The organism is Peribacillus simplex (assembly GCF_030123325.1).
Taxonomy (GTDB): Bacteria; Bacillota; Bacilli; order Bacillales; family DSM-1321; genus Peribacillus; species Peribacillus simplex_D.
This window is the reverse complement of the sequence record NZ_CP126106.1, coordinates 2,768,014-2,793,975: the sequence shown is the minus strand read 5'-3', so window position 1 is coordinate 2,793,975 and position 25,962 is coordinate 2,768,014. Positions and strand designations below refer to the sequence as shown.

27 protein-coding genes and 1 other RNA gene are annotated in these 25,962 nt (G+C 38.2%); 10 read left to right on the top strand and 18 right to left on the bottom strand.

Features of this window, described 5'->3' with window-relative positions; translation table 11 throughout:
• Nucleotides 1-30: 30 nt before the first annotated feature.
• Together QNH43_RS13255 and QNH43_RS13250 are read left to right on the top strand one after the other, a co-directional pair.
• Complete coding sequence (locus QNH43_RS13255; protein WP_283918192.1) at nucleotides 31-1,362, top strand: polysaccharide biosynthesis protein; 1,332 nt, start codon at nucleotides 31-33, stop codon at nucleotides 1,360-1,362.
• A gap of 160 nt (nucleotides 1,363-1,522) precedes the next feature.
• Complete coding sequence (locus QNH43_RS13250; protein WP_283918191.1) at nucleotides 1,523-1,714, top strand: DUF3934 family protein; 192 nt, start codon at nucleotides 1,523-1,525, stop codon at nucleotides 1,712-1,714.
• Between the two features lie 207 nt (nucleotides 1,715-1,921).
• Here the strand turns inward: QNH43_RS13250 and QNH43_RS13245 are convergent, their stop codons facing one another.
• Nucleotides 1,922-2,287 (bottom strand): DUF948 domain-containing protein, encoded by a 366-nt coding sequence (locus tag QNH43_RS13245; protein WP_192204737.1) that lies wholly within the window; start codon nucleotides 2,285-2,287, stop codon nucleotides 1,922-1,924.
• Nucleotides 2,288-2,376: 89 nt separating this feature from the next.
• Complete coding sequence (locus QNH43_RS13240; RefSeq protein ID WP_076369123.1) at nucleotides 2,377-2,766, bottom strand: DUF948 domain-containing protein; 390 nt, start codon at nucleotides 2,764-2,766, stop codon at nucleotides 2,377-2,379.
• Between the two features lie 176 nt (nucleotides 2,767-2,942).
• On the opposite strand from QNH43_RS13240, the gene QNH43_RS13235 reads away from it, so the two are divergent.
• Nucleotides 2,943-3,272 (top strand): four-helix bundle copper-binding protein, encoded by a 330-nt coding sequence (locus QNH43_RS13235; RefSeq protein ID WP_283918190.1) that lies wholly within the window; start codon nucleotides 2,943-2,945, stop codon nucleotides 3,270-3,272.
• Nucleotides 3,273-3,495: 223 nt separating this feature from the next.
• Nucleotides 3,496-3,807, top strand: a complete 312-nt coding sequence (locus tag QNH43_RS13230; RefSeq protein WP_283918189.1) for a hypothetical protein — start codon at nucleotides 3,496-3,498, stop codon at nucleotides 3,805-3,807.
• A gap of 111 nt (nucleotides 3,808-3,918) precedes the next feature.
• Here the strand turns inward: QNH43_RS13230 and QNH43_RS13225 are convergent, their stop codons facing one another.
• On the bottom strand, nucleotides 3,919-4,590 hold the full coding sequence (locus QNH43_RS13225; protein WP_283918188.1) for a hypothetical protein: 672 nt from the start codon (nucleotides 4,588-4,590) through the stop codon (nucleotides 3,919-3,921).
• A gap of 147 nt (nucleotides 4,591-4,737) precedes the next feature.
• The gene (locus QNH43_RS13220) at nucleotides 4,738-5,058 is read right to left on the bottom strand and encodes a hypothetical protein (RefSeq protein WP_283918187.1); all 321 of its coding nucleotides are present in this window, start codon (nucleotides 5,056-5,058) and stop codon (nucleotides 4,738-4,740) included.
• Between the two features lie 104 nt (nucleotides 5,059-5,162).
• Between QNH43_RS13220 and QNH43_RS13215 the strand changes: the two genes are divergently transcribed.
• A complete protein-coding gene (locus tag QNH43_RS13215; protein WP_283918356.1) occupies nucleotides 5,163-5,372 on the top strand; it encodes a YqaE/Pmp3 family membrane protein in 210 nt (69 codons plus the stop codon).
• A gap of 75 nt (nucleotides 5,373-5,447) precedes the next feature.
• On the opposite strand, the gene QNH43_RS13210 is transcribed toward QNH43_RS13215, so the two are convergent.
• Complete coding sequence (locus QNH43_RS13210; RefSeq protein ID WP_283918186.1) at nucleotides 5,448-8,018, bottom strand: helicase-related protein; 2,571 nt, start codon at nucleotides 8,016-8,018, stop codon at nucleotides 5,448-5,450.
• A gap of 558 nt (nucleotides 8,019-8,576) precedes the next feature.
• Between QNH43_RS13210 and QNH43_RS13205 the strand changes: the two genes are divergently transcribed.
• Entirely contained in the window at nucleotides 8,577-9,536 is a 960-nt protein-coding gene (locus QNH43_RS13205) for a sensor domain-containing diguanylate cyclase (RefSeq protein ID WP_283918185.1), read from the top strand.
• A 278-nt stretch (nucleotides 9,537-9,814) separates the two neighbouring features.
• Here QNH43_RS13205 and QNH43_RS13200 read toward each other — a convergent pair whose 3' ends face one another.
• Nucleotides 9,815-9,994, bottom strand: a complete 180-nt coding sequence (locus QNH43_RS13200; RefSeq protein ID WP_048686455.1) for a hypothetical protein — start codon at nucleotides 9,992-9,994, stop codon at nucleotides 9,815-9,817.
• Entirely contained in the window at nucleotides 9,995-10,738 is a 744-nt protein-coding gene (locus QNH43_RS13195) for a type II toxin-antitoxin system SpoIISA family toxin (protein WP_260320903.1), read from the bottom strand. It lies immediately after the preceding gene.
• A 323-nt stretch (nucleotides 10,739-11,061) separates the two neighbouring features.
• On the opposite strand from QNH43_RS13195, the gene QNH43_RS13190 reads away from it, so the two are divergent.
• Nucleotides 11,062-12,144: an MBL fold metallo-hydrolase gene (locus tag QNH43_RS13190; protein ID WP_434060198.1), complete on the top strand. Its 1,083-nt coding sequence runs from the start codon at nucleotides 11,062-11,064 to the stop codon at nucleotides 12,142-12,144.
• A 297-nt stretch (nucleotides 12,145-12,441) separates the two neighbouring features.
• Here the strand turns inward: QNH43_RS13190 and QNH43_RS13185 are convergent, their stop codons facing one another.
• Nucleotides 12,442-13,389: a DMT family transporter gene (locus QNH43_RS13185; protein ID WP_283918183.1), complete on the bottom strand. Its 948-nt coding sequence runs from the start codon at nucleotides 13,387-13,389 to the stop codon at nucleotides 12,442-12,444.
• Between the two features lie 354 nt (nucleotides 13,390-13,743).
• On the bottom strand, nucleotides 13,744-13,941 hold the full coding sequence (locus QNH43_RS13180) for a hypothetical protein (protein WP_283918182.1): 198 nt from the start codon (nucleotides 13,939-13,941) through the stop codon (nucleotides 13,744-13,746).
• A 715-nt stretch (nucleotides 13,942-14,656) separates the two neighbouring features.
• Between QNH43_RS13180 and QNH43_RS13175 the strand changes: the two genes are divergently transcribed.
• Nucleotides 14,657-14,983: a YnfA family protein gene (locus QNH43_RS13175; protein WP_283918181.1), complete on the top strand. Its 327-nt coding sequence runs from the start codon at nucleotides 14,657-14,659 to the stop codon at nucleotides 14,981-14,983.
• A gap of 108 nt (nucleotides 14,984-15,091) precedes the next feature.
• On the opposite strand, the gene QNH43_RS13170 is transcribed toward QNH43_RS13175, so the two are convergent.
• From QNH43_RS13170 to ssrS, 4 genes are all read right to left on the bottom strand, one after another.
• Nucleotides 15,092-16,435 (bottom strand): MFS transporter, encoded by a 1,344-nt coding sequence (locus tag QNH43_RS13170; RefSeq protein ID WP_283918180.1) that lies wholly within the window; start codon nucleotides 16,433-16,435, stop codon nucleotides 15,092-15,094.
• A gap of 240 nt (nucleotides 16,436-16,675) precedes the next feature.
• The gene (locus QNH43_RS13165; protein WP_063233876.1) at nucleotides 16,676-16,864 is read right to left on the bottom strand and encodes a hypothetical protein; all 189 of its coding nucleotides are present in this window, start codon (nucleotides 16,862-16,864) and stop codon (nucleotides 16,676-16,678) included.
• A gap of 314 nt (nucleotides 16,865-17,178) precedes the next feature.
• The gene (locus QNH43_RS13160; RefSeq protein WP_283918179.1) at nucleotides 17,179-18,546 is read right to left on the bottom strand and encodes an MFS transporter; all 1,368 of its coding nucleotides are present in this window, start codon (nucleotides 18,544-18,546) and stop codon (nucleotides 17,179-17,181) included.
• Nucleotides 18,547-18,835: 289 nt separating this feature from the next.
• Nucleotides 18,836-19,023: non-coding RNA, 6S RNA (gene ssrS, locus QNH43_RS13155), on the bottom strand.
• Between the two features lie 366 nt (nucleotides 19,024-19,389).
• Here ssrS and tatA point away from each other — a divergent pair.
• Nucleotides 19,390-19,596: a twin-arginine translocase TatA/TatE family subunit gene (gene tatA, locus QNH43_RS13150; protein WP_048686086.1), complete on the top strand. Its 207-nt coding sequence runs from the start codon at nucleotides 19,390-19,392 to the stop codon at nucleotides 19,594-19,596.
• Nucleotides 19,597-19,918: 322 nt separating this feature from the next.
• On the opposite strand, the gene QNH43_RS13145 is transcribed toward tatA, so the two are convergent.
• The 4 genes from QNH43_RS13145 to QNH43_RS13130 form a co-directional block, all read right to left on the bottom strand.
• Complete coding sequence (locus tag QNH43_RS13145; RefSeq protein WP_283918178.1) at nucleotides 19,919-20,437, bottom strand: methyl-accepting chemotaxis protein; 519 nt, start codon at nucleotides 20,435-20,437, stop codon at nucleotides 19,919-19,921.
• A 205-nt stretch (nucleotides 20,438-20,642) separates the two neighbouring features.
• Entirely contained in the window at nucleotides 20,643-21,035 is a 393-nt protein-coding gene (locus tag QNH43_RS13140) for a protoglobin domain-containing protein (protein ID WP_283918177.1), read from the bottom strand.
• Nucleotides 21,032-21,214: a hypothetical protein gene (locus tag QNH43_RS13135; RefSeq protein ID WP_283918176.1), complete on the bottom strand. Its 183-nt coding sequence runs from the start codon at nucleotides 21,212-21,214 to the stop codon at nucleotides 21,032-21,034. Before QNH43_RS13135 ends, QNH43_RS13140 begins: the two co-directional genes overlap by 4 nt.
• Before the next feature lie 404 nt (nucleotides 21,215-21,618).
• Nucleotides 21,619-23,031 (bottom strand): branched-chain amino acid transporter BcaP, encoded by a 1,413-nt coding sequence (locus tag QNH43_RS13130; RefSeq protein ID WP_283918175.1) that lies wholly within the window; start codon nucleotides 23,029-23,031, stop codon nucleotides 21,619-21,621.
• 501 nt (nucleotides 23,032-23,532) lie between these two features.
• On the opposite strand from QNH43_RS13130, the gene QNH43_RS13125 reads away from it, so the two are divergent.
• On the top strand, nucleotides 23,533-24,594 hold the full coding sequence (locus tag QNH43_RS13125; RefSeq protein WP_283918174.1) for a DUF3900 domain-containing protein: 1,062 nt from the start codon (nucleotides 23,533-23,535) through the stop codon (nucleotides 24,592-24,594).
• A 902-nt stretch (nucleotides 24,595-25,496) separates the two neighbouring features.
• On the opposite strand, the gene QNH43_RS13120 is transcribed toward QNH43_RS13125, so the two are convergent.
• Nucleotides 25,497-25,934 (bottom strand): YkvA family protein, encoded by a 438-nt coding sequence (locus QNH43_RS13120; protein WP_434060197.1) that lies wholly within the window; start codon nucleotides 25,932-25,934, stop codon nucleotides 25,497-25,499.
• Nucleotides 25,935-25,962: the final 28 nt, after the last annotated feature.

The following is a 25,962-nucleotide window of genomic DNA, read 5'->3' as shown; positions in this document are numbered from 1 at the left end:
ATACAAACACCTTGTTAGGAGTGGGCCAACATGAAGTCTTTTTATAAAGGAACGCTCATTTTGATTGTCGCAGCGTTTTTTGGTGAATGTATCGAATTTTTAGTGAACATGCTCCTGGCCAGGGAATTACACGAAGAGGGCATGGGGCTTTATATGTCCATATTGCCAATTTTCTTTTTGATATATGTGATCGCCAGCCTTGAATTACATATTTCCATTTCGAAATTCGTTGCGGAAAATAAACAGGCAATGCATTATAATCTTATCATTCATGCACTTAAAATGGCTGCAGTCGTGGTATTGGTTATGTGTATAGTCATGCCTTTCATACTTTCCTTCTCATCCATAATGGACAGATACCATCCCTATATTAAATGGCTGCTCATCTCATTGATCCCCATAGTTTCCTTTTCATCGATTGCTAGGGGTTATTTCATGGGTGTCCAGCAAATGGGGAAGATTGCCTTATCCAACTTTTTAAAAGATATCATTCAATTCGTTTTGCTTTTCCTCATGTTTAATTTATTTCATTTTAACCAGGAAAAGTCATTATTGATGGCCTTTTTTGTTTTGATCGGCAGTGAGTTCCTCGTTTTTCTATACTTGATCAACCTTTTGATTCTTCAAATGCGCATCATGAGGCGCGGTACGAACTCGTGGACAACCGGTAAACATGCACGACAAAAGTTATTGGCCGTTTCGCTGCCCACCATGGGGTTAAGGATCTTTCATGCGATAACGAATGCCATCCAACCTTTTTTGATCCATACTGCCCTTCTTTCGGCAGGATTCGGTGCGGTAGTGGCTACAGAGCACTTTGGAATGCTGACTGGTGTTGCGATGACGATTGGCTTCTTTCCGGCCTTTATCGCGCATTCCTTAATGATCATGCTCATTCCGAATGTTTCGAATGCTTACAAGAAGCAGGATAAGGAAAAATTGAGGGTTTTATTGCAAAAATCGATGTCTTTCACCGTATTATATGGAGTTCCGGCTGTGATTTTCATTTATTTCTTTGCGGAACCTTTAACCTCCCTCTTTTTTTCTTCAACATCTGCCGCATACTATTTGAAATTATTATGTCCTTATTTCCTTTTTCATTTTTTTGTCATTCCCATGCAAGCTTATCTCATCGGCCTGGGTTTAGTGAAGGATGCTTTCATCCATACCGTATGGTCCCATATTGTTGCCTTTTTAATGATGTATATTCTAGGGTCTCAGGCTTCTCTTAATATGGGAGGAATCATTTTAGGAATGAATACCGGTGCTGTATTATTAACTTTCATGCACTACTTGACCATTTGTAAAAAAATCGGCATAAGCATCTTACTGACGAAATCAAGATCCATATCGATAAAGTGAGGCAAAAACCCTTGCTGTTTTAGGTTTATTTCGATTATGATTAAAAATATTGAGCCTTTCCCTGTACATATCACCTTCGTTACTGTATATTTCAACATACTTGGGTAATAATCAAGTAAAATGGTTTAAACTAACCATAGAATTATAATGGAGTGATTTCATGAGTAAAGCTAAGGCTAAGAATGGAACGGGTAAAGGAACGGGCACTGGCACGGGCAAGAAGGGCTGGAATCGTTGGAAAACAAGTGCCAACAAGAAAAAAAGTGCGAAACCATATGTAAGTAAAGGCGTCAAACATTCCAATGACTCAAAAACATCCAGTCATGCTGCAGGTGACAAGACAGAAAAATAATTGCTTGTCCTATAATCCATACAGAATTTATGTTTGTTCCATATTCTCATACAGAGTGTAAAGAGATCTGTATGAGAGAAATGGGTCTTATAGATATAAACCAAGGGCGAAATCCATATAAAGCATATGACTACAGCTATTATACATACCATCAAAAAAAGACACTCCAAATCCCGGTAGTGTCTTTCATTTTTTAATATTTTCTTTTTATCTAAATTGGTTTTTGGGTTTGATAGCATTGATTTTTTTGGGGGTAAACTCTGTACGGAAACCGTTAGTGGCTTTTTTAACAGAGTCTGTAACTGAATGTATCGCTTCACCAACATCCTGAGCAGAATCCAATAATGGTTCAACCGTTTTCATTTTAGTTTTTACATCGTCTGTGATTTCATTTGCAGTTTGCAATAGTTGTTTCGATTCGCCGGACAAATCATGGATGGCATTTCTCACCTCAGCCAATGTTTGATTGGCTTCTCCTATCGTGACCATTCCTTTTTGAAGAGTACTGATTAAAAATACGACCAACCAAATGAAGGCTAAAGCGATCGCAGCCACACTATATTGAATTATCAAGATAAAGCTCCCCCTCTAAATTAAATAGTAGAAACGATTGCTTTAAATATGTTAGTGAATCCCGGGGTGCCTGTTTTTAAATGATGATACTATTTGATTATTATTTGAACCCCCTCCGTTTCAGTTCGAGTCGAAGGAACTGTCGGAGTGGATAAATCCTTAGGGCGGCCTTCCAAACTCGCTTCTTTCATGGAATTGGTTACATTATGAATCATTTCCCCAACATCTTGAGCTGATTCCAGCAATGGATCGACATTTTCCATCTTCCCTTTAACATCCGCTGTAATTTGATTGGCAGAGTGGATCAATTGTTTGGACTCTTGCGTCAATCCATGTACCGCATTTCTTACCTCTTCCAGTGTCTTATTTGTTTCTTCGAGCGTTCCCATTCCTTTACGCAGCGTCTGGTTGACATTATATATCAAATACACGACGGCTCCGGAGACACTGGCCACACTTAATTTAATAAACATTTTCATATATCCACTCCTTTCATTTAAATTTATGCACTGTCCCTTCCATTAATTCCCTAAACTCCTTCGCTTGTCCGGTCAGTTTTATATTAGACCCATTCACCTTGTCCTAATAGAAGTTTACAGGAGCAATTTAAAGGATAATGGTAAGGGAGAGAACATATTTAGGAGGAGATTTGTTCATGTCACATGAGAATTATTCATCTGTTATCCAAATATTAAATGATTGTATGACCGCCTGTAATCATTGTTATGACGCATGCTTAAAAGAAGATCATGTAAACATGATGGTGGAGTGCATTCGCTTGGATCGGGAATGTGCGGATATTTGCTCTTACTTAGTACAGGCGATAGGAAGAGGAACACCGTTTATTTCAGAGTTGGCCGCAGTTTGTGCCAAGATTTGTGAAAGCTGTGGAAACGAATGTAAAAAACACGATCTTGAACATTGTCAAAAATGTGCTGAGGCATGCTTTAGATGTGCAGAAGAATGCAGAAATTTAGCCGCTTGATGTAAGGAATAGCACTAAGCTATTCCTTTATTTATATTTTTCCCCCTTACCTACCCATTACTTTGTTAAACCTATTTAAGGATGATGATATAATCTATATATTCTAGCGAGGTATATGTTGAAATTTTATAATATTTTTAAAAATGAAAATCGTAAAAATACGAAAAACACATATTGAAAACTGCCATTTTAGGAACACTAGTATTAAAAACAGGAGGATATAATGACACCTCGTAATGTTCCGTCTAAAGATGATTTAGAAGTGAAAGATACCCCCGCTTCACCTGATAAGGAAATTGAAGTAGCCAAACTCAATCGATTATTAGGATCGGTCATGCGATATTTATCAGATGATGAGCAAGAAGAAATTGATATAGAGTATCTTCTCGAAAACACCGAAGGGCTGCGGGATTGGTGGAGTGAATATAGGGAGCTTGATCGAAAACGGGTCGAAGAAGAAATAAAAAATTCACTGACAGCTCTATCCCTTGAAGAACTTGAAAACATCCGTGAACAAATCCGCACAAAGGAATAATAAAAAAAATCCCTGCACTGGGATTTAAGCGAATGATGCAAGGATTTTTTTATTTTCTTCCGTATACAATGAAAAATCATTCCGTTCATGCGGCACCAGAAATCATTTGATTCAAAGACCACTCAATGAACGTAGTTCCAGTTGAACGATCATGGAATCAACTAATGCATCCAATGGATTTAAAACTGTCATTCCTGTCTGAAGTTCATATCTCTTTGCTGCTTCGACCATTGATAGTTGAGCCACCGACAGCGGTCTATTTTCGTTATTAAACCGGTATAAGAAGTTCAAAATTTCCTGGTTATACCTCTCTCCCAATCCCTGCATAATGAATTCAAAGGCATTGTCGATGATGATAACTTCAAAATCCACAACCCCATATTTTTCAGCATGGGCATTTAAACGTTTGACTGTTCCTTCAACAGTGGCAGGGTTCGTGAATAATATTATCTGCGGCTGCTGCAATTGGAAAATTCGCTCAAAATATGGTTCATCGATTTTAATGATGGGCATGGGTATGGATAGCTGTTCTTCGTTTAAAAAGGCGATATAGTTTGTACAGGTTATCAGAATGGCATCCACTTTACATTCGGCAATCCATTCGACTTGTTGTTTAACCCTTTTTTGAGCATCCGAATTCTTAAAATTTTCATCCGTTGAAACCCGTTGCATCAATCCCGGATCTACAAAATGGAGCCATTCAATATCGAATTTCGAGAATGCGTTTTCTATGTATTGTATATTTGTATAATGTGCATGCAAGCAGCCTATCTTTTTTTTCATATATCTCCCGCTTCCTACAGGTATTATTCTGATTATTCTAACACATAAAGCAGCATTACACTATCCGCCATCGGCAAAAACGACGATTAGCCATAGTCCTCCTGACATCATCGGGAGTCAAAAGACTGCTTCTTAGTGACAGAATGCTCAGTTGGTATGAATCCGGCTCTTGAGCATATATTTATCAAGGCGATTGCAAGAAATAACATCAGGAAAATGGAACTTCAGTAATCGATTGACTTCTCGATTCAAGAAAAGCATTTGTTTTAGAATAAAAAAATCATCAAAAAGAAAGGCTGTTTTCGCATACTTTGTTGCTATTTCCAAGTAGTGCGGTGTGGTTGATTTCCCCTCCAGATGCTCGCTTTCCGCGGGGCGGGCGGTGAGCCTCCTCGGCGTAAACGCCTGTGGGGTCTCACCTGTCCCGCTGCTCCCGCAGGAGTCTCGCACTTCCGCTCCAATCAACATTAAATCGTTTCGTTTTAAAAACAACAATCTTTACGAAAAGAGCCAAAAGAAAAAAACAAACCGTGATCGTCAGATAAAAATCATTATATTGGAGAGTGTTCACCATTCTTTATTTAATTGCGATTCTTTTCCCTCCATTAGCCGTATTTTTAGCCGGTAAACCCATCCAGGCTGTGTTTAATCTGATCCTCACACTATTTTTTTATGTCCCTGGTTTAATTCATGCAATCTTGGTGGTGCATGATAAAAAAGCTGATAAACGAATGAAGCAGCAAGCAGCACTCATTGCTAAATCGAAACAAACGACAAAGTGATTTATACAACCGCTATTAACCCGAATGCCGACACCATTGTGCACTTTATTCGGGTTATTTATCAAAATAATTCGGTTAATTGTATCTGTGCGTCTTCCTAAGCCCTCTATGATAACAAGCATCACATATATGAAAACGTGAGTCATCCGGAAGCCTTTTTCCGCATCGCTTGCATTTTTTTTGATAATTCAACATTTCGTCTTTTAACTGATCATGAACGCCATCACTGATTTCTTCACGGATACGCTCCCAATAAACTGCTTCCGTCCGCTTACCCATCCGATATAAAAATAGTAGATGAAGACCTATCGCTTTATAAGATAGCTCCAATTCCTCCAGATTTCTAGTCTTGATGATCGGTTCAGGAAGTTCACTGTTCTCGGCAATCGCTTCGACCGTTTCCAGCCACTGTCTGATCAAACTAGGTTCTTTTGCCGAAAAAGGAATATGCAGGAAACCATATAAATCCATTAAAGAAAATCGCGCTTCGATTTCAGTATCCCGAATCAGTTCGTAAAGCTCCCTTTCTTCCGATAGAGATGCCTTTTTCGTGCCTTTAGGAGGCTCAAACCTCTCCCACATTTCGAAAAATGTCCCTAGGTTCCGGTAATATTTTTGAAAACGTTCAAACACAGCAGAGGTTGGGGCGATAGTAAAGGTTTGAACTGGTTCATCTACCTGTTCCAGCAACTTATTCATGATTTTGATCTCTGCTGTAAATGCTACCTTTCCCGAGTCATAAATTCCTTTTCTACCCGCCCGGCCTGCGATTTGTTTGATTTCTTGAGAAGTCAATCTTCTTCTCCGTGTCCCGTCGAATTTTTCATTTTCAAGAAAGACGATGCGGCGTATAGGCAAGTTCAATCCCATACCAATCGCATCGGTGGCAACGACAACTGATGTTTCACCACGATTGAATAACTCTATTTGCCGTTTTCTATTTTCAGGAGGCATACTGCCGTATATCATGCTGACATTATGTCCACTCTCTTTTAACCGGGACGCGGTTTCCAGTACCTGCCTTCTCGAAAAACAAATGAGGGCATCCCCTTTTTTTGTATACTTCAGTCCAAACTCCCTTTGTTCTACCTCAAGCGGTATTTCCCGTCTGTATTCGTGGAGTTCTAAATCAGCTTCATTCAGAAGGTTCAGAAGCATCATTTTGATATTATTGCTCCCGATTATGTGTACTTCTTTGGCATTTGCTTGCGTGATTGCCCTGAACCATGAAAAGCCTCGATCTTTATCGGCAATCATTTGGGCCTCATCTATGACGATTACTTCATGATAGTCTTTCTCATGAAACATTTCAACGGTGCTGGAGACGTGTTTAGCACCCTCAACTGCCTTTTCTTCTTCACCGGTTTTTAATGAACAAGGTACACCGTCCGCATTTAATTTATCAAATACCTCAAGAGCCAACAATCTTAGGGGAGCTAGATACAAACCGCTTTCCGCTTCTTTCATTTTCTCCAGGGCCTTATGCGTCTTCCCGGTATTGGTTTCTCCGATATGCAAAACATATCTTACTTTTTTTCCTAATGATGGAGTATAGGCCTTACCGATGATGTCATCGATCATCCTTTGCTCTTCTGCGCGCTTCTTGGCTTGCTCTGCCAATACTTCAGCTTTTCTTCTCTCTCTGTTCTCCACGTCTTTTTCGTATATTTCCTCGTGCAATGTTTCATTAAAAGGAATTCCTTCAAGCTTCAGTAAATCGGAAAGGTATTCTTCCTGAAGTTCATCAAAACAGGATTGAGACAAATCAGCCAATTCATCGCTTAGTATACCTTGAAGGGCATCGACCGTCAGCCTTTCCCCATATGACTCAAAAAAATCATGATGCAGTGCAGCAGATAGATGTTGCAAGTATTTGTCAGGGGCTAATTTCATTATGAAATCCGAAACTAATCTTTCATACCTGTAGAAGTAATTTTCATATTCATAACGGTTCCTTCCCCAACCGATTAATGAGTGAATATCGCCTGTCAGCTCTTCAAAAAAATCAGTGACCATTAGGTATTCGGCAGCTTGAAAGCCCCCCTCTTCAACCAATTGTTCTTCAAGCAAGTATGGATCGACATATTGGAATTTAGGCTTATTCTTAAGGTCTTTTGTCAAAATTCCAGCAATGTAATACCTGACATGTAAATATAAAAGAAGTGAGTTACTTTCGAAAAAGCTATTGGCCTCTTCTTGCAGCCTTGCGCGTATCTTCCAGCGCTGCTTGGCAAGCCGCTGTTCTTCTTGTCGCCTAAAGAATTTTTCCCTTGCATTTTTATATCTCTTCTCCCAATCTTCTTGATTATCAGCAAAGGTTTTTTTAATCCACGTTAAGCCATCAAACGGGCGATACTTCTTTAATTCGTTCCGGAACATGCTATTGATCAACTTATGATCTGAACCTTCCGTTACAAATCCCCTTTCGCTTAAAAACGCCTTTTTTTCCTTTCTGGGCACATCGTTTGATGCTTTATTTAGCCAAACATTTATCCAAATTTGCTCAATAAAAGTCGTCCTATCTGATATATAAGCTGAATAAGACGGCATCGTCTCCTGATTCTCTAAATAAAAATCCATATCCTGGATTATTTTTTCCTTTGTATTCTCTATAGCAATAGGATATATACTTTCTAATTTTCCCATAATGATCCCCTTTTGAATTATCCAATATGTAATTGCTTCCTTTTATTCTCCCCAAATTTTTTTTATAAATGAGCGCGATACATTCGTTTTATCCATTCATGTGCTACGTTATCTTGAGAAGGTGCAGAAATGCCCAGTTGCTTTACATTCAAACGCTCCAGGGTAAATAAATAACAAGTATGCACATCAAAGGTACTCTCCCCAATTCATTTACAGTATAATGCATGATGAATAGACTGATCATTGACTAAGACTTTATGGATGAAATGATACCCCTCCCTGAAATCCAGAAACGGATACAGAAATATAGCTAATTGATAATCCGGAGACTGAAAATTTAATGATATTAAAAAAATGCCGAAAATAAAGTAAAGGTCAATTTTTAAGTTTCCCGTTTATATTTTTCATCGATAAAACGAATCCAACCCCTTAATTGAGTTTAGTGGAAATCCGGACAACTGTCACGGTATTCAGACTCCGCATTTGTGTCTTGTCGTTCAATATGAGAAATAACATCCGGAAATCTAAAAAGACTATAGATAAAAGAGGAGCCTGAGAATGATTCAGCAAGATATCAACTATTATAAAAATTTCGATTCCATCGCTAAAGAGGTATTAGCACTATTAGCTCAAACCATTGAGGTCAATACATTCTTCCTTTCTTTATTGAATCCCATCCAGAGTTTTACGATTAAATCCTTCAATAGAAATGCAAAGTTAATTTGTGAAGGTGACATCCTTCCTTATAATATGGTTTATTGCAAATTAGTTGCTGAGAATGGCTTGGAACCACTCGTTATCCCGAATTTGAGGGAGCATGAATTGACTAGTGGCCACCCTGCAACGAAGTTTATAGGGAATGGGTGTTTTATGGGAGCTCCCCTAATAAATGAGGGTGAAATCATTGGGACATTATGTGCATTCGACATTAAACCTCATGTTTTTAAAGAATATGATCTGATACTCATTAAGTCTTTGGCAGCTTTGATTAGTCATACCATACTTATTGAAAAAGGGATTATCAGGGATCCTTTGTCAGGTCTATATAATCGGCACTTCATTGATAATTATTTCGATTATCATAAAGATAAAACAAACGATGAAATGGCCCTTCTTTACATCGATCTTGATCATTTTAAATTTTTCAATGATTCCTTTGGTCATGATGCCGGTGACGACGTTATTAAAAAGGCAGCGGAATGTTTTTTGCAAACCGTCCCCGAAGGCAGTCATGTGGCTCGAATCGGAGGTGATGAATTCATTGTATTATTACATCCATCGCATTGTGAAGATTTAATGAAAAACACTCAGCAAAACGCTGAAGCATTACTGAACCATTTATCCACCATGCCCATTCACATTAATGGAAATGATCATTTTGTATCAGCTAGCATAGGGATAAGTTTTTATCCTCATAATGGTACGGAAATGGGATCACTTTTGAAAAAAGCGGACCGTTCCATGTATATGGCTAAAGAGTCTGGACGTAAAAAAATTCAATACTTCCACCAGCAGTGATACTCTGAAAAATAAAAAAACCAGTTCTCCTTGGAGACTGGCTTTCTTTTATCTTAAAAAAATCCAACGTTTAGCTTTCAGCCTTTGCAAAAGCTTGAGCAGGTCAGCATTTCCCTTATGTATCCGTTTCTCGGATGGTGAAGCGGAGGGGACCGGGATGTTAACTCTCTCGGGTTTTTTGTTCATATTCTGAAAGACCCTTCCTATTCTTTGATTTTGAATAGTATATGCGGGTTCTCCATTAAATATCATAAGGAAAGGAAAAACCCCTTCCCTTCTTATAAAACATTTTTTAATCGGCTGAAGCGTGCAGCTTTTTCCTTTTGTTTCAGGATTATGCGTTCGTTCTGTTTCATCACTTTTTTTGTGTGGGGACTTAAACCTACATCGGGTATTTTCACCTGTGGTTTGATTACGGTAACTGACACGTCATTGCCGGCTTTATCATAAATGCTCATTTATCCTTCACCACCTGGTTTTTGTTTTATGACCATATCGAACATCATGATTAATAATGCTATTAATAAACAATCGACTTCTGAAACGAAGCTTTCTGATTTAACGTCAAGGATATAAGGTTCCATCAATATGCTTACAGGCTGCAAAGCCATTTTTTCTTCATCATTATAATACGTATCTTCTCTCTCCAATGTAGCACGAATGGTACTGCCATTCAAGTTCGGATGCCCAGTTATCACCAATTGCTTGTCCTGTTCCGTCTTGAAAGGAAGGATTTTCACATTCATCCCTTCCTTTGCTGCATATGCTTGCAGGAGAATGCTCAAATAAGCCAAATATTCCTTATTCGTTTGATAATACTCAGGTATTCCCTCTTTTTTTAGGAGATGAAACATATTCTTGACTTTTTCCCTATTATCCGTTAAAAGTTTGTCACTTTCCGCAACGGCTTTTGTTGCATAGGATAGCTCGTTATCGCCAATCTTGGATATATACATGCTCAAGAACACAAACATATCGATCAGGATGAATACGATAGCCATAATCAAGAAATTTTTCCACTCATTAAAAATGCTCATCGGATAGAAATTCCAATAAATCAATGCACCCAGTATAAAAATGATATACCAGGTTTTTCGAATCGCTTCAATCCTTTTACTTACCTTGTCTTTATATTTCCAAGAAAGAATGACATAGGCTAATAAAGCAATAAATACTACCCATACAAAGACTCTGAAAAACATTAACAATCGATTTATCACCCTACCCTTCGGCTGCTACATTCCTTATACCGCTCTCTATACTATTCATTATATATACCTCTATTCCCTGCCTAGGATGGGTGAAACTTAAACACTTGTCAGAATTTTTCACTTGAGAAAAAACACTCCTCCCAAAGTCGGTTTACAGTCAATGAATCATATGTTGCACCATCCATTGCCCTTGTCTCGGAATGGTTTATCTTTATCATATTTCTAGTGGGACATCATTGTAAATAACCTAATAAATTTTGTGATATGATATGTTTTAATAAAAGGTCTGATCAATATGGGAGGAAGCTATCATGATGAAAATTATTAAGATCCTCATTTCTTCTTTTATAATATTGTTACTTTTCCTAAACCTCTATCCTCCACTTGGAAGACGGACAACCAAAGAAAAAGTGAGAAATTTCACTACAAAAGAGAATTTTGTCAAGGGAAAATTCCAAAATCAGATTCCTGCCAGTCAAGCAATGAGTCTTAAACATACTGGTTCCATTTTACGTGATTTCATTAAACCTAATCCAAAAAGGAGGCCCGACCGCCCGATCGTAATTGGAACAAAACAACCTGCATCTGTAAATTCCAATAAAATCACCTGGTTTGGTCATTCTGCATTCATGTTGGAGTTAGATGGGAAAACCATTTTAGTGGATCCAATGTTTGGAAAAGCACCCACTCCCTTTCCTTGGTTTGGAAACAAGCGCTTTAGCGGGGAGCTGCCTATCGATTTGGATATGCTGCCTCCTATCGATGCCGTCCTCCTCTCACATGATCACTATGATCACTTGGATTATTTCTCAATAAAGAAATTAAAAGATAAGGTCAGTCAGTTCATTGTCCCACTTGGTGTCGGTGGACATCTTGAAAGATGGGGCGTTAAACAGGAACTGATTCAGGAACATAATTGGTGGGATGAAGTTTCATTCAAGGATTTGCAATTTGTTTGTACGCCTGCAAGGCATTTTTCTGGTAGAAGTTTACGTGATGGCAATACGACACTCTGGAGTTCTTGGGTAATCACTGGAAAACAAGAAAAGGTATTTTTCAGTGGAGATAGTGGATATGGCAGCCATTTTAAAGAAATCGGCGAAAAATACGGACCTTTTGATATAACTTTAATGGAATGCGGCCAATATGATGAACGTTGGTCAACCATCCATATGGTTCCAGAAGAAACTGTTCAAGCACATATCGATGTAAAAGGAAAACGGTTGATCCCCATTCATTGGGCTGGTTTCACATTGTCTTTTCATGACTGGACAGATCCGATAGAACGGGTAACGAAAGCGGCCAATGATCTTGGTGTCCAGGTCAGCACACCTCAAATAGGAGAATCAGTAGAGATTGGTTCAACAGATTTCCCTCAAACAAGATGGTGGATATGAAAAGACGCCATTCAGTTTGTATAAAAAAAGAGAGTCGGTAAACGTTTCTTCAACAAATGGTGTTCCCGAACCAACTGACCCAAAGCAATATCTTCAACTCCCCAGATATCGTTTCAATCTAAAAGTTATACCTAAGTTGATCGGAGCGATGTGCGAGACTCCTGCTTAGAAGAGCGAATGCCTGGAGCGGAAATCAACGACTAAATTGTACAAGCGATAAAAAAAACTGTAGACAACCCGATTTTCAGTTTGTCTACAGTCTGAATGGTCCATCCCTATGGGACGGACCATTTTCATTCACATTTTCCCTTCATTATATTCCAGATTCACTTTTATTGAATGCTCTTTCTTCACACTAAAATAATTCGTGCCTATTACACCTAAAATGATTAGTATCGACCCCAAAATATCGTAGATGGTCATCTTTTCATTTAGAATGAGGGCTCCTGCCGTTATCGTGACAACTGTGGAGAAATTAGCAAACACACTCATTTGGGACGCTTTGATTTTAGATAAAATCGTATTGGATAATAACGAAGTGACCAACGAAGCCAATATTCCCAAATACAAAATGGAACTGATGAATTCCATGCTCGACCAGGGTGTAAAGAATTCCGCCATCGATCCTTGTTTTAAGTGTGTCAAGAGCGCCGCCACGTTAAATATGACAAAGCCTGTTCCCATCATGAAAAAGGACATTTCACCTGGGGTATGGTCCTTGGCAAGTGAACGGGTCATCGTTGTGTAACAGGCAGTTGCAATACAGGATAGCAAGATCAACAGCATCCCAAGCATGTCGGAAAAATCGATCGTGCTTCCTTTCATCACAAAAATAAAAATGACGCCAATCACCGACAAAACAATCGAAAGCTTTTGATATAAAGAGGTTTTCTCCTTCAGGAAATATCCAGCTATCACCAATGTTAGAATTGGAGTGACGGCAGACAGAATTCCAGCATCGGTGGATTGCGAATATTTAAGTCCAAAAGTTTGAAAGGCAAAGAAAAAAGTTGGGAACAACAAAGATAGCGGGATCAGGTTTTTAACCGAGCCCCAGGAATAGTTCACCTTAATGACTTTAACGGCGACCAGGAATAAAATGATGACGAAAGAAACCGTGAATCGGAAAGCCAAAGTATCAAGCGGATTCGATTCTGCAATCGCCATTTTCGTAAATAAAAAAGATAGGCCGACAATACTTGAATGAAATAGCGCTAACATGTATGCAAATGTTCGGGATTTCATGGCTGCAACTCCTCAACTAGATTACTATATTCCTATTTAGGTATAGTACCCTTTGCATCTGTTTTGCAATCCAAGTTAGAGTTGAAAAATCCAGGTCTTTTTGGGATATTTTACGTATTTGAAATTTTAAAAACAACAAGGCGGTTTAAAGACTCTTTTGTTGGTTTAATTTGTTGTACACAGGAGAAAAATGGATACCCGTTTATCATGATTATCAATACACCCATTTTTCATATAGCTTGAAATTATACTGAGGGATATGGATGCATTTTGTGCAATTCAAGTAAAAGCCTATTACAATAATGTATGGTTGAATTAAATCTGAATGCATCATATCGTAAGAAAATATAATTATTAATCGACAATGACAGAGTTTTTTGGATAGGCTTCTTCTACTTCAATGCTTTTGTAGGCAATCGGTTCTTCAAAAGTGGTCTGAGCTTTCTGTTTTCTTTTCAAATACATACTGATTGAATAAGTAACTGTGAAGTTGATCAATAAAGCAATTAAGCCAATATTAATATTCAAGAAATTCACCTGTGCTAAATGCATACATATGGCGAACAGATCCCCTGCAATTAGGCCTGCTGCAATACCTGCAGGTCTTATGGATCGGAAAAAGAAAATCGATAATAATCCAGGCAGGAATTGCCCAAATACATTTCCGCTATTTAAATTCCTCCTTCTTTTATATTGAATTTGTTTTTACGATATTGACAATAACTCATCATAACGTCAGTACCACTTCTTAGTGAATGATACACACAACGTTATAAAAAGTCAATAAAAAGTCAGAATATTCCGCCATATGCATTTTAATAGATCCTACTTAAACGTTTATCAATAATTTTTTAAACTTCTATCTTAAAAAATGGCTGTTTTCGCATACTTTGTTGCTATCTACCAAGTAAAGCCGTGTGGTCGATTTCCCCTCCAGATGCTCGCTTTCCGCGGGGCGGGCGGTGAGCCTCCTCGGCGTGAACGCCTGTGGGGTCTCACCTGTCCCGCCGCTCCCGCAGGAGTCTCGCAATCCGTTCCAATCAACCTTAAATCGTTTCGTTTTAAAAACAACAATCTTTACGAAAAGAGCCTAAAAAATATAGAAGGTCACCAGAACTGCACAAACTCCTTCATAACTATGCGTGTTTAATGAAGAAACAAGATGTAGCTCCAATAATAACTTTCATTAAGTTAGAACTTTGTTGAAGCATGATCATTTACAGGACATATATGATAAAATTTCAACGAGGAAGCGAGGTATATATAAATGTTAGCTACTGCTTTAATTTTCATTATGGCTGGCCTAGCGGAAATTGGTGGCGGTTACCTAATTTGGCTCTGGTTAAGAGAAGGTAAATCCATTTACCTAGGTTTAGCCGGTGGTTTCGGATTGGTGCTATACGGCATCATTGCAACTTTCCAAACGTTCCCTACCTTTGGACGTGTCTATGCTGCATATGGCGGGGTTTTCATTGTTTTATCGGTTTTATGGGGATGGGGCATCGATAAGAAAACCCCTGATTTATATGATTGGATTGGTGCTGGAATCTGTTTGGTAGGAGTTTCAGTCATTATTTGGGGCCCTAGACACTAAATAAATTAAAGGGCATAAGGCCCTTTAATTTATTTCACCAAATTCAACACTTATTGTTTGGCCGAACTTAATTTGATCATTACGATACAGTGATTCATCTGGTTTACTTTATATCAATTTCTTTTCCTGCCTGATTGCAGTCATGTTGCTGAAATTATCCTGAATGAACCAAATCGCCGCTGCCGCAATGATGCATGGTATGGCAAAGGCTAAAAAATTGACTTGCAATGACAACTTCATATCAAGCAGGATCCCGCAGAAAGTAGGAGCGAGTATTCCGCCAATTCTGCCGATGCCCAATGCCCAGCCGACACCTGTAGAACGGATTTCATTCGGATAATACTGGGATACATATGCATTCGTTACGATTTGCGTACCTGTTGTCGTACCTCCTGCAATGGCAATCAGTATATAAAGCATGATCATGCTTGGCTTGAAGCTCAGCATCGTGAGGGTAATGAATCCAATGGCCAAAAAAGTTACCAGAATCCTCTTGGAACCATATCTGTCTGCAAGCTTCCCTCCAATGATTGCTCCAAATACTGCTCCGAGGTTCAATACGACTAAGAATGTCAGGCTTGAACCTAATTCATATCCTGCCCCTCCCATGATCTTTGGAAGCCATGTACTCAAACCATACATTACGAACAAACACATGAAAAATGCAATCCAGAACATGAGGGTGCTTAAAGTCCTCCCATTTTTAAACAACTGTTTAACTGGAAACCCTTTCATTTCACTTTTTAGATGTTCCAGAAGGACATAATCATCATTCATTGTGTATTGCCCGTCTACATTCACTTGATTCAGGACATCCACCAATTTGCTTTTTTTGTTTTTTGTCAATAAATAATTTATCGACTCTGGCAACAATTTATATAATATGGGCATGAAGATTAATGGGAGTGCCCCGAGCCAAACCACTGCCCGCCAACCAAAGTTCGGAATCAGATACATCGCTCCCATTGATGCGGCAACTCCCCCTAGAGCGTGCCCGCTGAACATGATTGCGACCAGGGTACTTCTAAGTTTTTTAGGAGCATATTCAGTAATGATTGCTATTAGGTTCGGCATGACTCCTCCCAGGCCTAGTCCTGCAATGAAACGCTGTAATCCAAAAGAAGTTGGCTCATCGGCAAAACCTGATGTAAATGTAAATACGGAAAAAATGACCGTGCAAATCAAAATGACTTTCTTTCTGCCGAATTTATCAGCCAGCGGTCCAAAGACCAACGCTCCTATCATCATTCCAAACAATGCATAGCTGCTGAATAACCCTGCCTCTACAGCAGTTATCCTCCACTCCGCCATCAAAGATGGGAGTATCGTCCCAAGCATGAACATATCATACCCGTCACAGATGATGATAAAGATACAACATAATAAAATCTGAAAATGAAAGCGGTTAAATTTTTGTTCATCGATCATTTCAGGCACTTGGATCGTGCGCATTTCCTTCCCCTCTTTCTGCTATTCCTTTTGACATAGTCTTAAGGATGTTCCTTTTTTTGGTTGAACCAATATTTAATGACAACCAATAATGTTGTTACAAATAATTTTATACATATATAGAACTTAGTTCACTATATATTAACTTAATTTTTAGAATATTGTCAATAATCAAAGTCAATTAGCCATTTTAATCAACAAAAAAAGCCCACTTATCAAAGAGGGCTTTTAACGAGTATAGGATTATGCGTCCAAGGCTTCTTTACGCTTTCTTTTCCTTGATTCTGTTATAAGATCATAACCAAGATAAAGGATGATGGCTCCGCCTAATAATTTAACATATAACGGAATGTCCGCTACAAAGAAATAAATCATAGAGAATAATGTCCCTATAATGCTTAACCAAAAAATTACATGTTTTAAAATTTTCAAAGTAAGACTCCTCACAAAAGATGAGATTATTTTTTCTAGTTCGCTCCATTTAAGGAGGAATTAATTATCCGTACCATTATTCTAACATTTATTCTTTATCTATAAGAGTGACTCGTATTGCGAAATTATGAACATTTAAGCAACTTTTCTCAAGAGTTGGTCAAGCTAAACCATTCCCGGAAAATCTTTCCGCTAATTCTTTTCAATTTTCCCTTTTCATATAGATCCATTACTACGTCAAAAAAGTCCAATAAAACAAATATGCATGAAATGATTGCGGAGGTATCCCTGCAATGCATTTCATGCATTTAATTTTACAAGATGTTCATTTTATTGGACTCTACCAACATTTCTTCAGTTGGTTCCGAATGGTCATGTTTATAATAAGCCATTTTCGCTGGAACGAATGATAAAGCAACGGCGGCAATGAGACCCGGAATAGCAAAGGCGATGAAATTCATTTGGATGGGCAGCGAGATGGATAATAGGAATCCACCGAGTATTGGTCCGAGCATACCGCCGATCCTTCCGATTCCAGATGCGACCCCTAATGCCGTAGATCTAATATTTGGTGGATAGTACTGGGAAACATAGGCTTGTACAAGATTTTGGGCACCAATGGTACAGGCTCCTGCAACCGCTACCAAAGTGTAGATCACAAAGGAGCTTCCGCCCATTCCCAATAGGGTCAAACTGACTGCCCCAAGCGCATACATCGGCACAAGCATTTTCTTGGATCCATAACGATCACATAGTTTAGCTATGATAAGTGTGCCAACGATTGCGCCCCCTTGAAGAACGATCAAGAAACCTAAGCTTGAATTCAGCGCATACCCTGCCTCGATCATTAACTTTGGCAGCCATGTATTCAATCCATATACCATCAATAGGCACATGAAAAAGGCGATCCAGAACATCAGTGTGCTTAGTGCACGGGAATCCTTGAATAATCCAACAATCGGCATATTCGTATCTGTTTTTTTCACTTCCTCAATTTCGTCCTTGATGTCGAATTTACTCTCCGGACTGACTTTGGATAAAATCCTGATCAATTCTTCTTTTCTGCCAATTCTGATCAGATGCGTCGATGCCTCTGGTAAACGCTTCATCATGAAGGGTAAAAATAACAATGGTATTCCTGCAAACCAGAATATTGATTCCCAGCCTAGTGAAGGCATAAGCAAGATACCCAGTATCGGGGCAAGCATCCCCCCGAATGAGTAACCGCACAAAACGATTGAAACGACCATGCTCCGCATCGTTTTCGGTGCATAATCCGTCAATAAGGCAATGACGTTCGGCATGATTCCCCCTAGCCCTAATCCGGCTAGAAATCGGAAGGTCGAAAACATGGTAGGCGTGTTCGCAAATCCACATAATAGTGTAAATAAACTAAATAAAATCAGTGAAACAGCGATTACATTTTTTCTGCCAATCCGATCTGCTAATGTACCAAAGAAAATGGCCCCGAACATCATTCCAAATAGTCCATAGCTCCCCATGGCCCCCGCTTCCACGGAAGAAAGGTTCCACTCCTCCGTCAATACCGGGACGACCGTACCGTAAACGACGAGGTCATAGCCATCAAAAAGGATGATGATAAAACACCATGCCAGCAATCCAAAATGAAAGCGATTGAACTTACTGTTGCTAATTACCTCGGTCGTATTAATTTTAGCCATAAAATTTTCTCCTCTCTAGGTGACTCCTGTACTACCATCCAAATGATAGCGCTTACGTAATCCTTTTAAAAAAATCGACTCACCATCATTTTATACAAATAGTGAACCGAGTTATCTAATTATTATTATAAATGTTAATTATCTGATATTTCAATAAAAAGTTTCATATATTTTTCATAAATATCTTAAAAATTTTTCTGATGCTATCGTTATATACAAAGTTTTTCCAAAAATAAGAAAAACAACAAAAAACCAGTCCCTTATCGGAACTGGTTTCTAATTATAAAAATAGTAAGCCGCAATTGCCGTATTCAAGTAAGAAAGTTTTAAACCACCACTCCTCAAAGTGGGTGTTTGCAGAAACAATCCTGTTGTCCAAGTCAGTGACGAGGCATAACATTCCTGTTTCGATGTAAAACTCCCTATTACAGCTTAAAGGTTAAAACTTAATTATCATTACGAACAACGCAGCTTGTATAGTTATAATACCGAAATATCTTCAATCTTGCAAGTTTAATCATTCCCGGACAACAAAAAAATTTCATGTTACACATTAAGCAGACGGAGCCTATTTGTCATGCCCAAACGGCAAAATTAATGGCTGCACTCTGATTTCTCATACTGTCCCCCCTACTTTCATTGCCATCTTATTAGAAATAGCATACTTGGGTAAGTAAATATTTTTAGATAGAATGTGCAAGATAAAAATGGGACAGAATTGAAAGTGTTTGTCTTGCTAAGATCATCGGATATTGAACTCTATAATATATCCTAAATATCATTTGCAAATACATGGAAGGAGTCTATAATATTAACTAACAGACTTGATTGGAGTGACTAGTTATGCTTTCAAACATAGGTTTTCCCGGTTTGATTTTAATCCTTCTTTTAGCTTTAATAGTTTTTGGACCGAACAAGCTACCTCAAATCGGTAGGGCAGTCGGCACCTCACTTAGGGAGTTTAAGGATGCAACCAAGGGAATAACGGAAGAAATACAAGAGGAATTCAAGGATGACGTACAAGCTGCAAAAAAAGAATCGATAAAATGAAAAAGACGCCTGCACGCAGCAGGCGTCTTTGATGCGTTTGTGGCGCAGAACCGTCAGGCCACATCCCGACGTTTAGCTAAAAGCATGTTCTACGACTTACACAAATTAGCTCATCGCTTTATTAATATAACATTAAACTTATTTTATATCAAGTGATTTATTGAACAGCCTGTTAACGGCATCTTGGAATTGATTATATTTCCTTCAGGTTCCTATTCTATAAACCGCTTCAGGGCTTTTTATAAATATTCTATCGAGTTGTTTATTAAAATATGTACGAACCCCGATAAGGTGTTCTATGCAACAAAATCGTTAAACTTCATTACAGATTTATCGTTAATTGAGTCAATTGATCCGAGGAAACGGCCACTTGATTGAACGCTTCATTAATTTCATCGAATATATCATTCAGCTCTGTCATTTCCTTTGTGATCTTAATATTCCGCTCTTTAACAGAAAGCATGGAGTTTGCTATTTCAGTAAAAAATATGCCAGTTTCTTTTCCTTGTTTCGTGCCTTTAGTAATTTCCCCGCTAACCATGGAAATTGACGTGTTCATGACATCGGTAAAATGAGCAATTCCATTAACCAGTTTCACTACTTCCGAAAATGATTCCTTGGTATTTTCTGAAAGCTTCCTTACCTCACCAGCCACGACCGCAAATCCTTTGCCATTTTCACCAGCTCTTGCCGCCTCGATCGCTGCGTTCAACGCCAACAAATTCGTTTGCTCTGCAATTGAAGTGATGATCGTGACAATTCGTTCAATTTCCTTTGAAGTATTGGATAGCTGTTCCATATCTTTTGAGATGATCGTCATTTGCTCCTGCGTTTTTACCAAACTCTTCTCTAATCCTTGTAACAGTTCTACTCCCTCATTTGATTTCCCTCTGTATGTATTGCAATCTCTGACCCTTTTTGAGTGAAAACATGAATTTCGCCTACCTTATTTGCCATTAATTGAGTTGCTGAACTAGTCTCTTCGCTGATTGCTGCCAATTCCTCTGCATTATGATTGACCTGTAGTTTAATCGTTTCTTTTTCTGCTAAGTTTTTTTGCGAATCTTCTCATTTTCTAGTTCATATGCCTCTAAAACTATTTGCTGCTCTAAATTAAAAATTTTAGTGACAGCCAGCATGTTTTCTTGATATTGCTCAATATTTTTTATATCCGAAATCACATGAATGATTAATGATTGCAATAAATCCTGAAAAGCACTCATATACCATTTTGGCTGCAGTCCAATTTGCACATGTACTTGTGCGATAATATAACGCTGTTTAACATACGCATCATCATTGGTACCGCTAAACATTTCGAACATATGGCGATGCAGTGTTTTTTTCAATCTCTCAACAGAACTATTGTCCGAAATGATTTTCATTAAAGAAGATCCATTCTCTAGATTTTTATAAAAATCCCCTACAATTTGGGTCAAGTGTTCTTCACTTTTTCCTGTAAAGAACGAATTATGCACAAATCCCCGATCGTCAAATGAATCATATCCACTTGATTCAATACGCTCTGATATTCGCTGATATTGATACCGACTTGTTCTTTATATTGCATATAGTCTATTGAATCTATCTTTTGTCTACTTCTCCATATACTTTTCATGATTGAATTATTACCCATATATACTATTTCGACATAAAGTCTGTTAATCTTAATTCACTTTGATAAATTTTCCTCTTTCACAAAATACTTATGAACTATTTAAGTCCAAACAAAAAAACACTCCAGGGAGTGCCTAAAAAGAAGTTCCATTTGAATGGAGCGGGTATTCGAGACTCCTGTAGGAAAAGCGCGTCCAAAGGAGACCCTACAGGCTCAAAAAGCGCCGAGGAGGCTCCCGGAACGCCTGCGGAAAGCGAATGCCTGGAGTGAAAATCAATGTTCGAATTGTCGTAAAAAAAGTAAAAAAACATGTAGGATAATCAAGTTATCTTTTAAAATCATGGTTCGGGGGAGAACATTCCGAACCTCCTTTCATTGTCAAACTGCAACACCCAGATAGTGTTTCAATGATCATTTTCCTGTTGGTTAAGATTGGAATGCTTACGGGAATAAGTGAAGTAAATGACGACTCCGATAGCCATCCAGATCAAGAACCTTATCCATGTATGACTCCCTAGCTGAACCATCAAGAATACGCAAAAAACGATTGCCAGGCCTGGAACGAGCGGTACAGCCGGACAATAAAAAGCACGTTTCATATCAGGCCTTGTTTTCCTTAAAACGATGACCGCTATGGAAATCATCGTAAACGCAGTCAATGTCCCAATGTTGACCAACTCGGCCAATTCACCAAGCGGAATGAATGCTCCCAATAAGGCTGCTATCAAACCAAATATCCACGAAGCCGCATAAGGTGTTTTATATTTTTTATGAAGTTTTGATAAGGATTTTGGCATCAGTCCATCACGTGACATCGCAAACATGATTCGGGTTTGTCCATACAACATAACCAAGATTACCGTTGTCATTCCGAGGAAGGCACCTAGATCGATAATCCCTGCAACCCAATTTTGTCCTGCGCTTTGCAAGACCAAAGAAATCGGGTGGTCAAGAGCCTTGCTGAATTGTGCATACGGTACCACACCTGTCATGATTAGACTTACGATCATATAAAGCACAACACAAACGACCAAGGAACCGAGGATTCCGCGTGGTAAATTTTTTCCTGGATTTCTTGTTTCTTCAGCAGCAGATGCCACTGCATCAAAGCCGATGAAGGCAAAGAACATTAATGCGGCAGTTGAAAATACCCCATCTATTCCAAATGGCATGAATGGCTGCCAGTTTTCCGGTTTCACATAAGAAATGGAAGAAACGATGAACAATAAGACAACCAACACTTTTATAACCACCATTATATTATTGATTCTAGTCGTTTGTTTCGTACCTATGGAAATCAAAAAGGTAATCGCCATGACTATTAAAAAGGCTGGCAAGTTCATATAAGTCGTGACACCTTCGATCGAACCCGGTGCTGCGGTCAATTTCTCCGGAAAGTTAATCCCGAATCCGCTTAAAAATGATTGGAAATAGCCCGACCATCCGGCCGATACGGCACTAACAGCCAATAAGTATTCAAGGATTAAGTCCCAGCCGATTATCCAAGCGGCGAATTCACCCAAAGTAGCATAAGCATACGTATAAGTCGAACCGGATACCGGCACGGAAGCTGCAAATTCTGCATAGGAGAGTGCCGCGAATAAACAGGCAAGTCCAGCAATAACGAACGATAATGAAAGTGCAGGACCCGCATTCACTGCACCAGTACCTGTTAGTACAAAAATGCCTGTCCCAATAATCGCTCCAATTCCTAGCATCGTTAAATCCCAAGCCCCTAGTTCCCGTTTCAATCCCTTACCGCCGGAACCTGCGTTTTTCAACAAGTCCTCAATGGACTTCTTTCTAAAAATATTCATGTTCTCTCCTCCATAAATTTTATAAACTATTCTGAAAACTTTAGACAAATAAATTCACTTACATTTATATCGGAGAAATTTCGACAAATTTCTGCAATTCCTGAATTATCTGACTTTCAAATTATACGAATAACCCTTTCCTTCGTCAATGATTTATTATTTTAAAATTCTGTTTTTTAATCTTCTTTGAAATATAAACGTTATTATTCAACGTTATTATCCATAATTAACAATGAAAGTTTAAAAAATCGTTATATTAATATCGAAAATGAGCTATTGGAGTGTTTTCCCTTAATTTGTTCTTGTAAAAGTTCTAATATTTTTTATCCAATAAAGAATCATTATTTATTTTTCTCTATGTATTATTATGAAATAATTCATCAATATTATTCTGATCATTCGTGCACCAATCGTTTGACGGAATCAAAGTACATAACTATACTTATTAAGTCTTAAAAAAAGTATGGGAATTATGCTTACTAATTGAAGAAGGTGACATTCATGGATTTTACGATTACCTATCTGTCTTTTTATCTAATCCAAGTTGAAGGAAAAGGCGATCAGGCTGATAAGCGTTTTAAACATTTCCAAACTCTTGATAGCCAAGAATACGAGGAAAGTCCTCTAAAGGATTTTTTGGATGGGGAATTGATGAAGATTTCCAAGCGAAAAGTGGACCGTCATCCAAAAACTGAACAAATACCGACCAAAATCGGTTCTTTTATTGTCGAAGAAGGGCATGCACTTGATTCCAATCCTAATTACAATGTATTTAACCGTGTTCGCTATGCCAAAACGAAAGAGGAATTCCAAGAGGAAAATGAACAATTCACGCGGTCCTATATCGATACAAGTGCCGTCCGTGGCGGTGTCTTCATAATTGCATCGGCTAAATTAACGAAATATCTTGATGAACCATTCGTTTTCTTATTAAAATGTGATTTCGAGCCAAAAGTTGCTTCCATTTCGGATGAACGGACCCTGATTAGGCACGTTGAAATGGCAATCACCACTAAAAATATGAAATCCATTCAATACCCATACATGCCCGAAGAAGGAATGGTCGAAGAAGGCGAACTGAAAATCCATCAGGCCTCACATGCCCGCTACTTCGAGGACTTCCTGAAATTCGTCGAATATGGTGAATCGATGCCGGAAATCATGAAAAACCAGGTCATCCACATGGTCCATGAACATGTATCCGCACAATTCGAAGAAAACAGCGACGAACTGCACAAATTCGAACAGGACCTGGAAATCTGGGAAACGAGTGAAAAGCGGGAAATCCAGGAACGTCTTGAAACCCATCAGGTAGTCGAAGCCACAGCCCAGATTGTCGAGCATACTCCTGAAGCCGAACTGCGAATGAGGCTTGGCAGTACATCTGTCAAAGGACTGTTAGCCGATTTCGGCGACAGCATCCATTTAGGGAAGATTAATGGGAAGTATGTATTAATGATAGAATCCAATACAATAGAATTCGATAAAGGCGTGTCGCCGATTGAGTTTCATAGGCCAGATGATTTGCAAGTACTAATTGAAAAAATCATAAATAAAAGTTAAGAAATAGTCCGAGTCACACGGAAATATGATGATTCAATCATCTAACCATTGCTTAATATCAAGGGTTTCAGACGATTCTGTGACCAATTTTGCAACCAATATTTATACAAAAATTCAAACTCTCAAACCGCCGTTATTTACTCTTAATTTGATCATAACTACTAACTAACAATTAGTAGTTTTTTTGTGTTTAAATAGTGAATTTATATCTTCAGTGCAAGTAATATGTTAGTTTAGAGAGTCTAAAATTCCATCTTAGACTCTCTAAACTAATTCTACCTCATTTGCCGTGGACCACCGCCCGGATCAGCACTATCTTTGTTGTCACAGAAATTTAAGATAGATTCATTGGCTGTTCCAGTATAACCTTCGGAGATATTATTGAGAATTTGAACATTTTAAAATTTAGCAACTATATCGTTATAAACCCATGCTGCAATATAAAATAGAGGTTACAAGCTTCATGTTTATAACCCATGCTCATACCACTCTTTATTAGAAATAATATTACCATGTAACATTTATTTAAATCTCACTCTAAATTTTTGCATTTCCATCCACCTCCTTCTATCTTTAACTATCGACACAATTGATGCCTCTTCCTGTGTATTATTTCCTATTAATGTTATAATTTAGTAATAGCGAGGTGAGTATTATGGCAGGTAATTCAGGTAAAAAACCATCGTGACGGAGCAGTAAAAAACAGAACCCAATTCAAAGCTCCAAATGGTATCTATCTTAAACGAGATGCAGCTACAGGACGTATTATGGATCAAAAGACTTCAGGTGGTAAATTTAAAGGTGTTCGTACGGAAAAGTTGGGCATTATTTTATCTCATTCTCACAAATTAAAAAAGCACTTAACCAATATAGGGAAAGTGCTTTTTTTGAATTTATTTATCTTAATCTTTATCTTGCTCATCCTGATCAGTTTTCTTATTTAATTTATCATCAACTGAATCTGTATCAGAAATTGCACTTTCACCAAACCAAATCCCAATTCTTTCTTTTGCATTTAGCTTAACTTCCTCATCGATAAACATTGAAACAGTAATCAATGCTCCAAATAACCCTGAAAAATCATCAGTATATCCACCTGGGACTAGGTCAGGAATTAAATCAATCGGAAGTATGAAATATCCCAATGCACCAATAATTACTGTTTTTGCCCAAACAGGAGTAGTTGGCTTTTGAAGTGTGTAAAACAAAAGCAAAGCTACATAAACAACTTTAACCCCTGCCTTTTTGCCGAATTTTTTAATCTTCTTCCAAAATGAATCTTCAGAAAAATTATCTGAGTATTTAGTTGTATCTATTATAATCCTCCCCCTATTCATCATCAATATTTTACCATAGTAACAGGAATAT

Coding starts and splice junctions, on each gene's coding strand:
- QNH43_RS13255 (WP_283918192.1), top strand. CDS start 31: ATGAAGTCTTTTTATAAAGGAACGCTCATTTTGATTGTCGCAGCGTTT.
- QNH43_RS13250 (WP_283918191.1), top strand. CDS start 1,523: ATGAGTAAAGCTAAGGCTAAGAATGGAACGGGTAAAGGAACGGGCACT.
- QNH43_RS13240 (WP_076369123.1), bottom strand. CDS start 2,766: ATGAAAATGTTTATTAAATTAAGTGTGGCCAGTGTCTCCGGAGCCGTC.
- QNH43_RS13235 (WP_283918190.1), top strand. CDS start 2,943: ATGTCACATGAGAATTATTCATCTGTTATCCAAATATTAAATGATTGT.
- QNH43_RS13230 (WP_283918189.1), top strand. CDS start 3,496: ATGACACCTCGTAATGTTCCGTCTAAAGATGATTTAGAAGTGAAAGAT.
- QNH43_RS13225 (WP_283918188.1), bottom strand. CDS start 4,590: ATGAAAAAAAAGATAGGCTGCTTGCATGCACATTATACAAATATACAA.
- QNH43_RS13220 (WP_283918187.1), bottom strand. CDS start 5,058: ATGTTGATTGGAGCGGAAGTGCGAGACTCCTGCGGGAGCAGCGGGACA.
- QNH43_RS13210 (WP_283918186.1), bottom strand. CDS start 8,018: ATGGGAAAATTAGAAAGTATATATCCTATTGCTATAGAGAATACAAAG.
- QNH43_RS13205 (WP_283918185.1), top strand. CDS start 8,577: ATGATTCAGCAAGATATCAACTATTATAAAAATTTCGATTCCATCGCT.
- QNH43_RS13200 (WP_048686455.1), bottom strand. CDS start 9,994: ATGAGCATTTATGATAAAGCCGGCAATGACGTGTCAGTTACCGTAATC.
- QNH43_RS13195 (WP_260320903.1), bottom strand. CDS start 10,738: ATGTTTTTCAGAGTCTTTGTATGGGTAGTATTTATTGCTTTATTAGCC.
- QNH43_RS13190 (WP_434060198.1), top strand. CDS start 11,062: ATGAAAATTATTAAGATCCTCATTTCTTCTTTTATAATATTGTTACTT.
- QNH43_RS13185 (WP_283918183.1), bottom strand. CDS start 13,389: ATGAAATCCCGAACATTTGCATACATGTTAGCGCTATTTCATTCAAGT.
- QNH43_RS13180 (WP_283918182.1), bottom strand. CDS start 13,941: ATGCATTTAGCACAGGTGAATTTCTTGAATATTAATATTGGCTTAATT.
- QNH43_RS13175 (WP_283918181.1), top strand. CDS start 14,657: ATGTTAGCTACTGCTTTAATTTTCATTATGGCTGGCCTAGCGGAAATT.
- QNH43_RS13170 (WP_283918180.1), bottom strand. CDS start 16,435: ATGCGCACGATCCAAGTGCCTGAAATGATCGATGAACAAAAATTTAAC.
- QNH43_RS13160 (WP_283918179.1), bottom strand. CDS start 18,546: ATGGCTAAAATTAATACGACCGAGGTAATTAGCAACAGTAAGTTCAAT.
- tatA (WP_048686086.1), top strand. CDS start 19,390: ATGCTTTCAAACATAGGTTTTCCCGGTTTGATTTTAATCCTTCTTTTA.
- QNH43_RS13135 (WP_283918176.1), bottom strand. CDS start 21,214: ATGAAAAGTATATGGAGAAGTAGACAAAAGATAGATTCAATAGACTAT.
- QNH43_RS13130 (WP_283918175.1), bottom strand. CDS start 23,031: ATGAATATTTTTAGAAAGAAGTCCATTGAGGACTTGTTGAAAAACGCA.
- QNH43_RS13125 (WP_283918174.1), top strand. CDS start 23,533: ATGGATTTTACGATTACCTATCTGTCTTTTTATCTAATCCAAGTTGAA.
- QNH43_RS13120 (WP_434060197.1), bottom strand. CDS start 25,934: ATGATGAATAGGGGGAGGATTATAATAGATACAACTAAATACTCAGAT.